The 13,462-nt window shown below is 65.2% G+C and carries 9 protein-coding genes; 7 read left to right on the top strand and 2 right to left on the bottom strand.

All coding sequences use genetic code 11. From position 1 onward, the window contains the following. Positions 1-144 precede the first annotated feature (144 nt). Both NKJ37_RS28685 and NKJ37_RS28680 read left to right on the top strand, forming a co-directional pair. Complete coding sequence (locus NKJ37_RS28685) at positions 145-2,556, top strand: GcvT family protein (RefSeq protein ID WP_352776039.1); 2,412 nt, start codon at positions 145-147, stop codon at positions 2,554-2,556. A gap of 12 nt (positions 2,557-2,568) precedes the next feature. Next, positions 2,569-4,122: a trimethylamine methyltransferase family protein gene (locus NKJ37_RS28680; RefSeq protein ID WP_352776037.1), complete on the top strand. Its 1,554-nt coding sequence runs from the start codon at positions 2,569-2,571 to the stop codon at positions 4,120-4,122. A gap of 141 nt (positions 4,123-4,263) precedes the next feature. On the opposite strand, the gene NKJ37_RS28675 is transcribed toward NKJ37_RS28680, so the two are convergent. Then, a complete protein-coding gene (locus NKJ37_RS28675; RefSeq protein ID WP_352776035.1) occupies positions 4,264-5,289 on the bottom strand; it encodes a LacI family DNA-binding transcriptional regulator in 1,026 nt (341 codons plus the stop codon). A 196-nt stretch (positions 5,290-5,485) separates the two neighbouring features. On the opposite strand from NKJ37_RS28675, the gene NKJ37_RS28670 reads away from it, so the two are divergent. The 5 genes from NKJ37_RS28670 to NKJ37_RS28650 all read left to right on the top strand — a co-directional run bounded on the left by NKJ37_RS28670 (position 5,486) and on the right by NKJ37_RS28650 (position 10,469). Then, positions 5,486-6,517 (top strand): Gfo/Idh/MocA family protein, encoded by a 1,032-nt coding sequence (locus NKJ37_RS28670; RefSeq protein WP_352776033.1) that lies wholly within the window; start codon positions 5,486-5,488, stop codon positions 6,515-6,517. Next, positions 6,514-7,422 (top strand): sugar phosphate isomerase/epimerase family protein, encoded by a 909-nt coding sequence (locus NKJ37_RS28665; RefSeq protein ID WP_352776031.1) that lies wholly within the window; start codon positions 6,514-6,516, stop codon positions 7,420-7,422. The genes NKJ37_RS28670 and NKJ37_RS28665 overlap by 4 nt, the downstream gene beginning before the upstream one ends. A 100-nt stretch (positions 7,423-7,522) precedes the next feature. Then, a complete protein-coding gene (locus NKJ37_RS28660; protein WP_352776029.1) occupies positions 7,523-8,536 on the top strand; it encodes a substrate-binding domain-containing protein in 1,014 nt (337 codons plus the stop codon). 89 nt (positions 8,537-8,625) lie between these two features. Next, the gene (locus NKJ37_RS28655) at positions 8,626-9,423 is read left to right on the top strand and encodes an ATP-binding cassette domain-containing protein (RefSeq protein WP_013530993.1); all 798 of its coding nucleotides are present in this window, start codon (positions 8,626-8,628) and stop codon (positions 9,421-9,423) included. Then, positions 9,420-10,469 (top strand): ABC transporter permease, encoded by a 1,050-nt coding sequence (locus NKJ37_RS28650; protein ID WP_127293063.1) that lies wholly within the window; start codon positions 9,420-9,422, stop codon positions 10,467-10,469. Before NKJ37_RS28655 ends, NKJ37_RS28650 begins: the two co-directional genes overlap by 4 nt. A gap of 287 nt (positions 10,470-10,756) precedes the next feature. Here the strand turns inward: NKJ37_RS28650 and NKJ37_RS28645 are convergent, their stop codons facing one another. After that, on the bottom strand, positions 10,757-13,420 hold the full coding sequence (locus NKJ37_RS28645) for an ATP-dependent helicase (RefSeq protein WP_352776026.1): 2,664 nt from the start codon (positions 13,418-13,420) through the stop codon (positions 10,757-10,759). Positions 13,421-13,462: the final 42 nt, after the last annotated feature.

Here is a 13,462-nt window from a genome sequence, read left to right as displayed (position 1 = left end):
GTCTACGGCGCGAACATGATGCTTACGTGACAGCGCGCGGTGCATGCCGGCGGTCGACGAAAAACGATGCGCGCGCGCGGCACTAGACACTTATGTCCAGTGAATATATGCTCCAGCCTTCGGACTAACCGTGGAGGGGAAGCCTTGAAGTCGCACTACCGCGCAGTCGTCATCGGAGGTGGCGTGGTTGGAGCCTCGGTGCTCTATCACCTGACGCGGTTCGGCTGGAGGGATGTGGCGCTGATCGAGCGCGCCGAACTGACGGCCGGTTCGACGTGGCACGCGGCGGCAGGCTTCCATTCGCTCAACGCGGATCCCAACGTGGCGGCGCTGCAGGACTACACCATCAATCTCTACCGGGAGATCGAGGCCGAATCCGGCTGGGATATCGGCCTGCACATGAAGGGCGGCGTCAACATCGCCAGCGATCCCGCGCGCTGGGAGTGGCTGAAATCGGCCTGGGCGGTGTTCCAGTCGGTCGGCATCGAGACCGCTAGGTTGGTAACGCCCGATGAGATCAAGACGATCTGCCCGATCGTCGACGTCACCGGTGTGCTTGGCGGGTTGCATGATTCCAACGAAGGCCATCTCGACCCGTACGGCACGACGCACGCCTATGCCGGCGCTGCAAAAAAGCGCGGCGCCGACATCATACTGCGCAACCGGGTGGTCGAGTTGAAGCCGCGCGCCGACGGTCGCTGGGATGTCGTCACGGAGCAGGGCACCATCATCGCCGAGCATGTCGTCAACGCCGGCGGGCTGTGGGCAAAGCAGCTCGGCCGCATGGCCGGCGTCGACCTGCCGGTGACGCCGATGGAGCACCATTATTTCATCACCGAGGACATTCCCGAGATCGCGGCGCTGGACAGGGAAATCGGCATCGCCGTCGATCTCGACGGCTATTCGTATCTGCGGCAGGAGCGCAAGGGCGTGCTGCTGGGCGTTTACGAGCAGAACCCGAAGCACTGGAACATGGATGGCGCGCCATGGAACTACGGCATCGAGCTGATCCCGGAAGACATCGACCGCATCAGCCCCGAACTCGCCAAGGCGCATGAGCGCTTTCCTTGCCTGGCGACGGCCGGCATCCGCAAATGGGTCAACGGCGCCTTCACCTTCACCCCGGACGGCAATCCGATTGTCGGGCCGGTGCGCGGGCTGAAGAATTACTGGGTCGCCTGCGGCGTCATGGCCGGTTTCAGCCAGGGCGGCGGCGTCGGCAAGTCGCTGGCCGAATGGATGATTTTCGGCGAACCGCAGGCCGACATCTTTGGCATGGACATTGCCCGCTACGGCGCCTTCGCCGCCAACCGGGAATATCTCAAGCAGACGACACGCCAGTTCTATTCGCGCCGCTTCGTCATGACCTTTCCCAATGAGCGGCTGCCCGCCGGCCGGCCGCTGAAACGCCCCGGCGCCTATGACGGCATGACGGCCGCGGGATGCGAATGGACAGCGTCGTGGGGGCTGGAAATCCCGGCCTATTTCGCGCCGATGGGATTTGCCGAGAACACGACGCTGCGGCGCTCCAACGCCTTCGACATCGTCGGCGACGAGGCGCTGCAGGTGCGGCGCGCCGCCGGTCTCGTCGATATCTCGGCCTATTCGCGCTATGCGGTGGCGGGGCCAAGTGCGGAAGCCTGGCTCGACCGGCTGCTCGCCTGCAGGCTGCCGAAGCCGGGGCGGGCCGGCCTGGCGCCGATGCTCGGTCATGACGGACGGCTGAAGGGCGACCTCACCGTCTTCAACTGGGGCGGCGGCAGCTATTGGCTGATGGGCTCCTACTATCTCCGGGAATTCCACATGCGCTGGTTCGAGAGCCATGCGGCTGAAGGCGTCACCGTCGACGACCTCTCCGACACGATGAGCGGCTTTCTGCTGACGGGGCCGAACGCGCGCAAAATACTGGAGCGAACGACGCATCAGGATGTTTCCGGCGCAGCGCTGCCGTTCATGGCCTGCGGCGCATTTGATATCGGCATGGTGCAGGCACGTGTTGCGCGGCTGTCGATATCAGGCGAACTCGGCTTCGAAATCAGTTGCCCCGTGACCATGCATGCCACTCTGCGCGACACGCTGCTGGGCGCTGGCGAGGATCTGGGCCTTGCCGAAATCGGCTACTATGCGCTCAATGCGCTGCGGCTGGAGAAGAGCTTTGGCATCTGGTCGCGCGAATTCACGCAAGGCTACACGCCGGGCCAGACCGGTCTCGACCGGTTCATCGCTTTCGGCAAGAGCGACTTCATCGGCCGCGAAGCGGCGTTGAAGGAGCGCGACGCCGGTGCCTCGCAGCGGATCGTGACGCTGGAGATCGACGCTATTGATGCCGATGCCAGCGGTTTCGAGCCAGTCTGGCATGACAGTCGGCGCGTCGGTTTCGTCACCTCGGGCGGATTTGGTTACACGATCGGCAAGAGCGTCGCACTGGCGTTGGTGGACGACGATTTTGCCGAGGAGGGGACGGCGCTTTCGGTGCACATTGTAGGCGTCGAGCGGCCGGCACGCGTCATCGCGGCCTCGCCCTACGATCCCGAGGGCAAGGCGATGCGGCAATGAGGAGAATACACCATGGTCGATGACGCGGCACGGGACAGCAGGCGCGAGCGCCGGCGTGGACGCACGGGCGAGGCAGGCAGCGAAAGCAGCCGCCGGCCCAATTACCATTCGCTGAAGAATCCGTTCCTGCCGCAGCCGATCTTCTCGGATGATCAGGTCGCCGCCATCCATGACACGGCGTTGCGCGTGCTGGAAGAGCTCGGCATCAAGGTGCTGCTGCCGCAGGCGCGTGAGCTTTTCGCCAATGCCGGCGCCCTGGTCGATCCGGACACCGACATGGTGCGCATCGGTCGCGACATGGTGACGGCGGCACTGGCCTCGGCGCCGAACTCGATCCACGCCCATGCCGGTTCCCGCGCGCGCGATTTGACGCTCGAACTTGGCTCGATGGCGTTCCTGGCCGGGAGCGGAGCACCGAACGTCACCGATCTCGAGCGCGGCCGGCGGCCGGGAACACTGGCGGATTTCGAGGATCTCATGCGGCTGGTGCAGCATTTCGACGTGCTGCATATGCTGGGGCCCTGCATCGAACCGCAGGATGTCGACAACCGCTTTCGGCACTATGCCGTCAACCGCGCGCAGCTGACGCTGTCGGACAAGTTTCCATTCGTCTTCGCGCGCGGTACGCCGCAGGTCGAGGACGGGTTCGAGATGCTGCGGCTGGCGCGCGGCCTGTCGCAGGACGAGTTTCTGGCAAATGCATATTGCTACACCGTCATCAACACCAACTCGCCGCGCCAGCTCGACATCCCGATGGCGCAAGGCATCATCGATTTCGCCCGCGCGGGCCAAATCTCCGTCATCACGCCGTTCTGCCTGGCGGGCGCCATGGCGCCGATCACGGTCGCCGGCGCGCTGACGCTGCAGCACGCCGAAGCGCTGGCCGGGCTGACGCTGGCGCAGATCGTTCGGCCGGGTGCGCCAGTCGTCTATGGCTCGTTTTCCTCCAATGTCGACATGAAATCCGGCGCGCCAGCCTTCGGCACGCCCGAGCATGTCAAGGCGACGCTGGGCGCCGGTCAGCTGGCGCGCTTCACCGGGCTGCCGTGGCGGTCCGGCGGCGGCAGTGCCGCCAACATCTCCGACGCGCAGGCCGCGCACGAGACGCAGTTCGCGCTGTGGGGTTCGGTGCTGGCCGGGGCGACGATGTGCATCCATGCCGCCGGCTGGCTGGAGGGCGGCCTCAGTGTCTCCTTTGAGAAACTGATCACCGACATCGAGGCGCTGCAGACGGTGGCTGAACTCTGTGCCGTAACCCCGGGTGACAGCGATGCCATCGGTTTCGAGGCGATCGCCGAGGTGCAGCCGGGCGGCCATTTCTTCTCGGCCGGCCACACCATGGCGCGCTACCGCACCGCCTTCTACGAACCGCTGGTGGCCGATTGGTCGAATTTCGGCAATTGGACGCAAAGTGGATCGAAGACGGCAAGCGAGCGCGCCACCGGTGTCTGGAGGCGGGTGCTCTCCGATTTCGCGCCGCCGGCAACGGCTGCCGCCACCGCCGGCGTGCTGGACGAGTTCATCGCGCGGCGCACGGCAGAGGGCGGAGCGGCGCCGGTGTCTTAAGGCCGGCTCTCGCTGATCGCCCTCATTGCGGCGCGGTCCGGAGCCTACAGCGCCTCCCGCGCATTCAAGGTTGCGGCCGGTGCACTGCGCACCGGTGTGCTGTTTGAGGGGAGGACGACATCGGCGGTCCTGCTGCCACCATCAATCGCTGTCGCGCGCGACCAGCTCCAGCGGCCAGACCTCGCGGATGATCCGTGGACCCTCGGGGCCGGCGAAGGCCGGGATCGAGGCCAGCAGCATTTCCGCGAGGCGTTGTCCCATTGGCTCCAGCGCCGGGCGGAAGGCGGTCAGGGCTGGGGAAAAATAGCGGCAGAGCGGCGTGTCGACGATGACGGTCACCGCGATGTCGTGGCCCGGCCGGATGCCCATCTCGGCCAGCGCCTTGCAGCCGCCCAGCGCCATTGCGTCATTGTTGAAGATGATGGCGCTCGGCGGGGCGTTGGAGCGCATCACCTGCGGCGTCACCTCGTAGCCACCTGCCTCGTTGATGAAGCCGGAGGCGATCAGCTCGGGGTCGATCTCGATGCCGTGCCGCTTCAGGGCCTTGCGGTAGCCGGCCAGGAACAAATAGCCGAAGTTGAGGTCGAGCGACGGACGGACGGCGGCGATGCGGCGGTGGCCGCGCGCCACCAGGCGGTCGACGGCGTCGGCGCCGGCCTTCTCGAAATCGAGGTCGAGGGAAGGATAGGACTTGGCCCCGGAGCGACTGCGGCCGAGCGTGGCGAAGGGAAAGCCGGCTTGCGTGAGATAGTCGATGCGCTCGTCCTCGCGCCGCGTCCAGGCCAGCAGCACCGCGTCGGCGCGGCGCGTTTCGACGACCCGGCGCAGGCGCTCCTGCTGGTAGTCGCCCGGCGCCCCCATGACCACGGTCAGGTCGAGCCCGCTTTCGGCAAGCCTGGCCTGCAGCCCGATCAGGAATGGAATGAAGAACGGCTCGCCATATTGCTGGTCACCGGGATGCGGCTGCAGCATGAACGCGATCGAATGGGTGGCGCCTTGCCTCAGGCTGCGGCCGGACTGGTTCGGCGAATAGTTGAGCGTCCTGGCCGCCTCGAGCACGCGCTGGCGCGTGTCGGCATTTACATCGGCGCGACCGTTCAGCGCTCGCGACACCGTGCCGATCGATATGTTCAAGTGACGGGCAAGGTCGTGAATGCTGGATGCCAAGTGACTGTACTCCCCTTGCTTGGCTAGCACCGGTAGCCGCTCAGGCCAAGGCGACAGGACGATTTTCGCCAACGGCCAATTGACATTCTACGCCTTAGGGTGTGTTCTCGTAAACGTTTACGGAAAAACGTTTACGGTCCTGCCGTGGATGCCGCGACGATCGGTCTGGAGGGACCGAGCGGAGGAGGAGCGCTGGATGATCGATGTCGTCCTGGTCGGCTGCGGAGCGATGAGCAAGGCCTGGCTCGATGCCATCAGGCAGATCCACGGGCTCACCCTTGTCGGCCTCGTGGATCTCGATGCCGACAGGGCACGGGCGAGGGCGCGCGAATACGACCTCACCAATGCTGTCATCGGCAGCAATCTCGACGCCGTGCTCGACCAGACCAAACCGCAAGCGGTGTTCGACGTGGTGGTTCCAGCCGCCCGGCGCGAAGTCGCTTTTTCCGCTTTTGCCCACAATTGCCATCTGCTGACGGAAAAGCCGCTCGCCGACAGTCCGGAAAATGCGCGCGCCATCGTCGAGGCCGCTCGCCGCGCCGGGCGCATTCACGCCGTCGTGCAGAACCGCCGCTATGTCGCCAATGTCAGGCGCATCCGCAGGTTCCTGGATTCCGGCGCCATTGGTACGCCGACCAGCATCCACGCCGACTTCTTCGTCGCGCCGCATTTCGGCGGCTTTCGCGAGGAGATGGCGCATGTGCTGCTGCTCGACATGGCGATCCACACATTCGACGCCGCCCGCTACATGGTCGCCGGCGAGCCGGCCAATGTCTATTGCCAGGAATGGGAGCCGGCCAATTCCTGGTACCGGCAGGGATCGTCGGCCAGCGCCGTCTTCGATCTCGGCCGCAGCAAGGTCTTCACCTATGCCGGGAGCTGGTGCGCCGCCGGCTTCCGCACCAGTTGGGAAAGTACATGGCGCATCGTCGCCGAGCGCGGCAGCCTCATCTGGGACGGTCATGACGACCTGAGGGCAGAAGCAGTGATGCCGGGCCGCGATGGGATGTTCGACAAAACCCAGCCGATCGCGGTGCCGCCGCTCGATGCGTCCGATCGCGTCGGCGGCCATCTCGGCATTCTCCAGGATTTCGTGGACGCCATCGAGACCGGCACCGAGCCGGAAACGCGCGGCGCCGACAACATCAAGAGCCTGGCCATGGTTTTTGGCGCCATCGAGAGCGCCGAAACAGGACGCCGCGTGGCAATCGCAGAGGACGCAAAATGATGCCAAACCCGCTTCTCGACGTCCGGATCGGCACCATGGTGCGGGCAAACCTCGATGATCCGGCGGCTTACGTCAAACAGATCCTGCCGCACGGCTTCGAGAGCATCCAGCCCTTCTTCTGGCAGACGCTTGGCGACAAGGACCTGCCGCTTCTCGCCGGCCAGATCCGCGAGGCGATCGGCGATGCCGACGTCACCGTGTCCTCGCTCGGCGTGTTCGGCAATCCGCTGGAAGACGGCGAGGTCGATCGCGGCGTGCTCGCAGCGTGGGAAACCGTGATCGACAATGCGCATCTGTTCGGCACCTCGATGGTCAGCGGCTTCACCGGTCGCCTGCGCGGCAAGAAGCTGACCGACAGCCTGCCGCGCTTCAAGGAAGTCTGGGGGCCGCTGGCCAGGCGTGCCGCCGACAAGGGCGTGCGCATCGCCTTCGAGAACTGCGCCATGGACGGCAACTGGGCCGCCGGTGACTGGAACATCGCCCACAATCCCGACGCCTGGGAGCTGATGTTCAACGAAGTGCCCGACGACAATCTCGGACTGGAATGGGAGCCCTGCCACCAGCTCGTCTATCTGATCGACCCGATGCCGCAGATCCGCAAATGGGCGCCGCGCATCTTCCACGTCCATGGCAAGGACGCGACGGTGCGCTGGGATGTCATCCGCGAGCATGGCGTGTTCGGCCGTTTGCCGTTCGTGCAGATGCGCACGCCAGGCTTCGGCGACAGCGACTGGACGCGGGTGATCAGCGAATTGCGGCTGGCCGGGTACAAGGGTGCCATCGATATCGAAGGCTGGCACGACCCGGTCTATCGCGACGATCTCGAGATCACCGGGCAGGTGCGGGCGCTGGAATATCTGAAGCAATGCCGGGGAGGCGCCAGCTACCTGCCGAACCCGATGTGATCGGCCGGCGGGAGGAGCCGGCCGGGATGTCTGCAGCGCGCATTGCCGAAGCGAATGTCGAAACCCCTCGCTTGCGAGGACAAAAAGGGAGGATAAGTGCATGAGCATGACGATGAGAAGGACAGTTCTGCGCTCGACCGTCGTGGCCGCCGCCACGGTGCTTGCCGCTGCGATCTCCACCTTGCCCGCGCAGGCGCTCGACGCCAAATGGTGCAAGGATGTCCACATCCGCTTCTTCGTCGGCGGCGCCGAGGGCGACGCTTTCGGCACCATCGTCTACAATGGCGCCAAGCAGGCAGAGGCCGATCTCGGGCCGAAGGTCGACTACATCTTCTCCCAGTGGGACATCGAAAAGATGGTGCAGCAACTGCGCGAGGCCGTCGCGGTCAAGCCCAACGGCATCGCCATGATGGGCCATCCGGGCGACGCGTCGATCATGCCGCTCGCCGAACAGGCGCACAAGGACGGCATCAAGATGATGTATCAGAACGTGCCGGTGCCGAAGGTGATGGCGGCATTTGGCGGCGGCTATGTCGGCGCCCAGCAGGAACAGCAGGGCCGCGCGCTCGGCGCCGAGGCGTTCAAGCTCGGCAAGCTGAAGGCCGGCGACAAGGCGATCATGATCGGTCCGTTCGAAAACGAAAGTCGCGGCGCGCGCGAGCGCGGCACGGTGGCGGCGCTCAAGGAGGCCGGCGTCGAGGTCATCCAGTTGTCCTCACCGCCGAGCGGCGAATGGGCGTCCGATCCCAATCTGGCCATTCCGGTGATCACCGCGGCGCTGCTCAACAATCCCGACGTCAAGGCGGTCGGCTATCCCGGCGGGCAGATGCTCGGCAATGTCTCGACCTACATGCAGGCGGCCGGACGCAAGGCGGGCGAGATCTTCAACTTCGGCTTCGACACCAGCCCGCAGATCGTCGAGGGTTTTAAGGGCGGCTGGGTGCAATTGACCGCCGACCAGCAGCCGTTCCTGCAGGGCTATCTGCCGATCCTCAGCCTTTGCCAGCAGGTGGTGCTGGGGCTTGCGCCGATGAATGTCGACACCGGCGCCGGCTTCGTCACGCCCGAAAATTACGAGATCGTCGCCGAGCTCGCCAAGCAGGCGCTGCGCTGACCTCCCAAGCCGCCGGCCGGGATCTCAGGCCCCGGCCGGCGGGACCGCTGGCGACGAAGCCGGCAAGAGACAATCAAAGCGAGGATCCGATGGCAGAGCGCCTCATCGAACTGCGCGACATCAGCAAATCCTATGGCCAGGTCTATGCACTGGGCGGGGTCAACCTCAGCGTCGACCGCGGCGAGGTCGTCGGCCTGCTCGGCGACAATGGCGCCGGCAAGTCGACGCTGATCAAGATCCTCTCGGGCGTGGTCAAGCCGACCAGCGGCGAAATCCTCGTGCGCGGCAAGCCGGTGACCGGGTGGAGCGCGGCGCGTTCCCGCGAGGCCGGCATCGAGACGGTGTTCCAGGACCGGGCGCTGGCCGTGCAGCAGACCATCGTTCGCAACATCTTCATGGGCCGCGAACTGACCGGCTTCATGGGCTTTCTCAGGGTCAACAAGGAGATCGAGGAAGCGAGCCGGCTGATGCGCGAGATCGGCTTCACCTCGAAAGTGTTCACGCCGCAGTCGATCGTCGGCCAGCTTTCGGGCGGCGAACGCCAGGGCGTGGCGATCGCACGCGCCATCTACAAGCAGGCGGAGTTGATCGTCCTCGACGAGCCGACGACGGCGTTGTCGCTGACCGAAACCGCCAAGGTGTTCCATTTCGTGCGTCAGGTGCGGGCGAGCGGCCGCTCGATTCTGTTCATCGGCCACAACATCCATCATGTCTTCGACATCGCCGACCGCTTCGTCGTGCTCGACCGTGGCAAGGTCGCACTGACGACTGACCGCAGCGAGGTCAAGTCGGCCGAAGATCTCATCAACTTCATGGAAGAGGTCGCGCATCCCGGCGGATTGGCCGGGCTGCACGATGCCGGCGACGCGGAGCAGAGAGCACGATGAGCAAGACCATGGAGCCCGACCTGCACGAGCCGTCCGCCGGCATTCCCCGCCCCAGTGCCCAGAAAGAGTGGAAACACCCATCCGATCACTGGATGCGCGGCTTCATCCTCGACAACCGTGCCGCGCTCGGCACGCTCGCCGTGTTCATCGTCATGATGGCGGTGTTCATGATCGCCAACCCGACCGTCTTCACCACCTGGTATCTCTACCGCTCGGTGCTGACGACGCTGCCGGTGGCGCTGTTCGTGGTGGTGCCGCTGGTCTTCGTCGTCACCTGCGGTGAGATCGACCTGTCGTTTCCGGCAACGATGGGCTTCGCCTCATGGGTCTTCGCGCTGGTCGTGCAGGCCGGCTACGATCCGTTCCTCGGCATCGCCGCCGCACTCGTCACCGGCATGCTGCTCGGCTTCCTGGTAGGCTCGCTGGTGGTCTATGGCGGGCTGTCGTCGCTGATCGCAACGCTCGGCATGAATTTCCTGCTGCGCGGCCTGATCCAGATCATCAACGAAGGCAAGTCGATGGCGCTGACCAGCCTCAGCGACAGCTGGGCCTACACGATCTTTTCAAGCCAGCTCCTGGGAATTCCGGTGCAGATTTTCTGGGCGATCGGCTTCGTCGTGCTGTCGGCGATGCTCTACAACCGCCATCGCTTCGGCGCGCAGGTGAGGGTGGTTGGCGACAATCCCGACAGCGCCCAGCAGATGGGCATCGACGTCAAGCGCGTGCGGGTGAAAGTGTTCGTCTTCGTCGGCATCGGTGCGGCGCTCGCCGGCACCTTCTCGGTGATGATCAACTTCACCTGGTGGCCGACCGCCGGCGACGGCTATCTGCTGCCGGTGCTGGCCTCGGTGTTCGTCGGCGGCACGCCGACCTGGGGCGGCATCGGCACCGTGGTCGGCGGCGCTATCGGCGCGGTCACCGTGTCCTTCATCCAGACCGGCGTCGTCGCGGCGGGGTTGAGCGGCTTCTACGTGCAGTTCTTCAACGGCCTGATCATCATCCTGTCGCTGCTCGGGCATAAGTGGAACCAGGCAAGGTATCGGTGAGGGCTGTTTCGTTGGCGAACCGCATGCCTTGACGATTGGCGGAGACATCAATCACTTCGTCATCCACGGGCGAAGCAGGAGCGCAGCTCCGTCGCGAAGACCCGAGGATCCATGCCGCGACCTTCGCCCAGGAATGCAGCGGAGCAGAATTCTGCACCGTGGTGACGCGTTTGAGTCCCGGCATGGATCCTCGGGTCTGCGCCGCGTCGCTACGCTCCTGCTCCGCCCGTGGATGACGAAGGTGGGGCTTCCGCCAGAGAATGGTCGCTTGTAGGGCAAGCGGGCGCTCACACCGCCGCGACGAACCCGTCCAGCACGCGCTTCTGGCCGGCCTTGTCGAAGTCGATGGTCAGCTTGTTGCCTTCGATCGCGGAAATGTTGCCGTTGCCGAATTTCTGGTGGAAGACGCGGTCGCCGACATTGAAGGGCGATGGCGTGTCGGCGACGGATTTGGCGACCAGTTCGCCGTCGATGGTGCGGCCTTTGACCGAGGTGCGGCCGGCGCCGTAGCCGGAATCGGTCTCGCCATAGCCGATGCGCTCGACCTGGTGGCCGGAGCGCGAGCCCCAGTTGCGGTCGGTGGCTTCGGTGCGGTTGGCCTGCGCGCGCTGCCAGCCCGGCGTCGCATAGGTGTTGGAGAAGGCGCCGGATTTTTCGGTGTCGGCGCCGACATTGTCGAAGCGCGAGGCGCCATAGGGGTTCTGCCGTCCTGCGCCCTGGCCGCCGCGGCCGGAGGCAAAAGAACCGCCGCCGTAGGAGTTGCCGTAGCCGCCATAGGAGTTGCCGCTTTCGGCGACCTCGACATGGGCTTCCGGCAGTTCGTCGAGAAAGCGCGACGGGATGGTCGACTGCCACAGGCCGTGGATGCGGCGGTTGGAGACGAACCACAGATGCAGGTTCTTCTTGGCGCGAGTCAGGCCGACATAGGCAAGCCGGCGCTCTTCCTCCAGCCCGGAGCGGCCGCCTTCGTCCAGCGCTCGCTGGTGCGGGAACAGACCTTCTTCCCAGCCGGGCAGGAAGACGGTCTCGAATTCGAGGCCCTTGGCCGAATGCAGCGTCATGATCGAGACGGCGTCGAGCCCGGCGTTCTGCTCAGCGTCCATGACCAGTGCGACATGCTCGAGGAAGGAGCGCAGCGATTCATACTCCTCCATCGAGCGGATCAGCTCTTTCAGGTTCTCCAGCCGGCCGGGGGCTTCAACCGAGCGGTCGTTCTTCCACATGTCGGTGTAGCCGCTCTCTTCGAGAATGGTCTCGGCGAGTTCGGTGTGCGGCGTGGTTTCCAGCGCCTTCTGCCAGCGTTCGAAACTGGCCGCGACTTCGCGCAAGGCGGCGCGCGGCTTCGGCTTCAACTCGTCGCTTTCGGCGAGCTTGGCGGCGGCTTCCAGCATTGGGATGCGCAGCGCGCGGGCCGTGTCGTGGATCTGGCGGATGGTGGCTTCACCAAGGCCGCGCTTGGGCACATTGACGATGCGCTCGAAGGCGAGGTCGTCGGCGCCTTGCGCCACCACGCGGAAGAAGGCCAGCGCATCGCGGATCTCCATGCGCTCGTAGAAACGCGGGCCGCCGATGACGCGGTAGTTGAGACCGAGCGTGACGAAACGATCCTCGAATTCGCGCATCTGGAAGGACGCGCGGACCAGGATCGCCATGTCGTTGAGATTGTGCTTTTGCCGCTGGTAGGTCTCGATGGTCTCGCCGACGGCGCGCGCTTCTTCCTCGGAATCCCAGGCGGCGTGGACATGCACCTTGCCGTCCTCCGGCTCGTTGCGGTCGGTGAACAGCGTCTTGCCGAAGCGGCCCTCATTGTGGGCTATGAGGTGGGAGGCGGCCCCCAGTATGTGCGCGGTCGAGCGGTAGTTGCGCTCCAGCCGGATGATGGTGGCGCCGGGAAAATCCTTGTCGAAGCGCAGGATGTTGTCGACCTCGGCGCCGCGCCAGCCATAGATGGATTGGTCGTCATCGCCGACGCAGCATATATTCACGCTCACGGGCTGTTCCGCGCCTGCCGGCGCGGGCCCTCCGCGGGGGCCTCGCAACGGCTCGGACGGACGGTCGTCCTTGCGGCCTTCGGCCGATTGGAGATTAGTCGCCGAAGGCTTGCGCCCGGCATCCGGCCTTTGCGCCAGGAGCCGCAGCCACATGTACTGGGCGGTGTTGGTGTCCTGGTACTCGTCGACGAGGATGTATTTGAAGCGCTTATGGTATTCCTTGAGCACGTCCGGATTGGCGCGGAAGATGCGGATCGGGTGGCAGAGCAGGTCGCCGAAATCGCATGCGTTCAGCGTCTTCAGCCGCTCCTGATAGGCCTTGTAGAGCTCGCGGCCCTTGCCGTTGGCGAAGGCGCGCGCATCGCCCTCGGCGATGTCGGCCGGGCCTTGCCCCTTGTTCTTCCAGCCGTCGATCATCTGGGCGAACTGCTTGGCCGGCCAGCGCTTGTCGTCCAGACCTTCGGCCTGGATCAGCTGCTTGATCAGCCGCACGACGTCGTCGGTGTCGAGGATGGTGAAATCGGAGCGCAAACCGGCGAGTTCAGCATGGCGGCGAAGCAGCTTCACTCCAATCGAGTGGAAGGTGCCGAGCCATGGCATGCCCTCGACATTGCCTTCGCCGATCAGCACGCCGATGCGGATCTTCATCTCGCGCGCGGCCTTGTTGGTAAAGGTCACCGCGAGGATCTGCGACGGGAACGCCTTGCCGGTGGCGAGGATGTGAGCGATGCGCGTGGTGAGCACGCGGGTCTTGCCGGTGCCGGCTCCGGCCAGCACCAGAACCGGGCCTTCGGTGGTTTCCACCGCCAGCCGTTGCTCGGGGTTCAGCCCCTTGAGATAGTCGGGCGCGTTGTTGTGGCCGCTGCGGGCAGCCATGGCGCGCGCGGCGATGCCCGACGGGGCCGTGGGCCGCGCATTGGGTTCGTCGAAAAAGGGCATGTCTTCGGAAAAGCCGGACATTGCCCCGAATGTAGTGATTCGGTGGGGAAAGACCAGAACTGT

The sequence above is a fragment of the Mesorhizobium sp. M0140 genome, assembly GCF_040322475.1.
GTDB lineage: Bacteria > Pseudomonadota > Alphaproteobacteria > Rhizobiales > Rhizobiaceae > Mesorhizobium.
The sequence above is the reverse complement of the archived record's forward strand: the minus strand, read 5'-3'. Positions and strand labels throughout refer to the sequence as shown.

Excerpts from the sequence above, each read along its gene's own strand:
- NKJ37_RS28670 (WP_352776033.1), top strand. The coding sequence starts at position 5,486 with ATGATCGATGTCGTCCTGGTCGGCTGCGGAGCGATGAGCAAGGCCTGG.
- NKJ37_RS28645 (WP_352776026.1), bottom strand. The coding sequence starts at position 13,420 with ATGTCCGGCTTTTCCGAAGACATGCCCTTTTTCGACGAACCCAATGCG.
- NKJ37_RS28680 (WP_352776037.1), top strand. The coding sequence starts at position 2,569 with ATGGTCGATGACGCGGCACGGGACAGCAGGCGCGAGCGCCGGCGTGGA.
- NKJ37_RS28650 (WP_127293063.1), top strand. The coding sequence starts at position 9,420 with ATGAGCAAGACCATGGAGCCCGACCTGCACGAGCCGTCCGCCGGCATT.
- NKJ37_RS28660 (WP_352776029.1), top strand. The coding sequence starts at position 7,523 with ATGAGCATGACGATGAGAAGGACAGTTCTGCGCTCGACCGTCGTGGCC.
- NKJ37_RS28665 (WP_352776031.1), top strand. The coding sequence starts at position 6,514 with ATGATGCCAAACCCGCTTCTCGACGTCCGGATCGGCACCATGGTGCGG.
- NKJ37_RS28655 (WP_013530993.1), top strand. The coding sequence starts at position 8,626 with ATGGCAGAGCGCCTCATCGAACTGCGCGACATCAGCAAATCCTATGGC.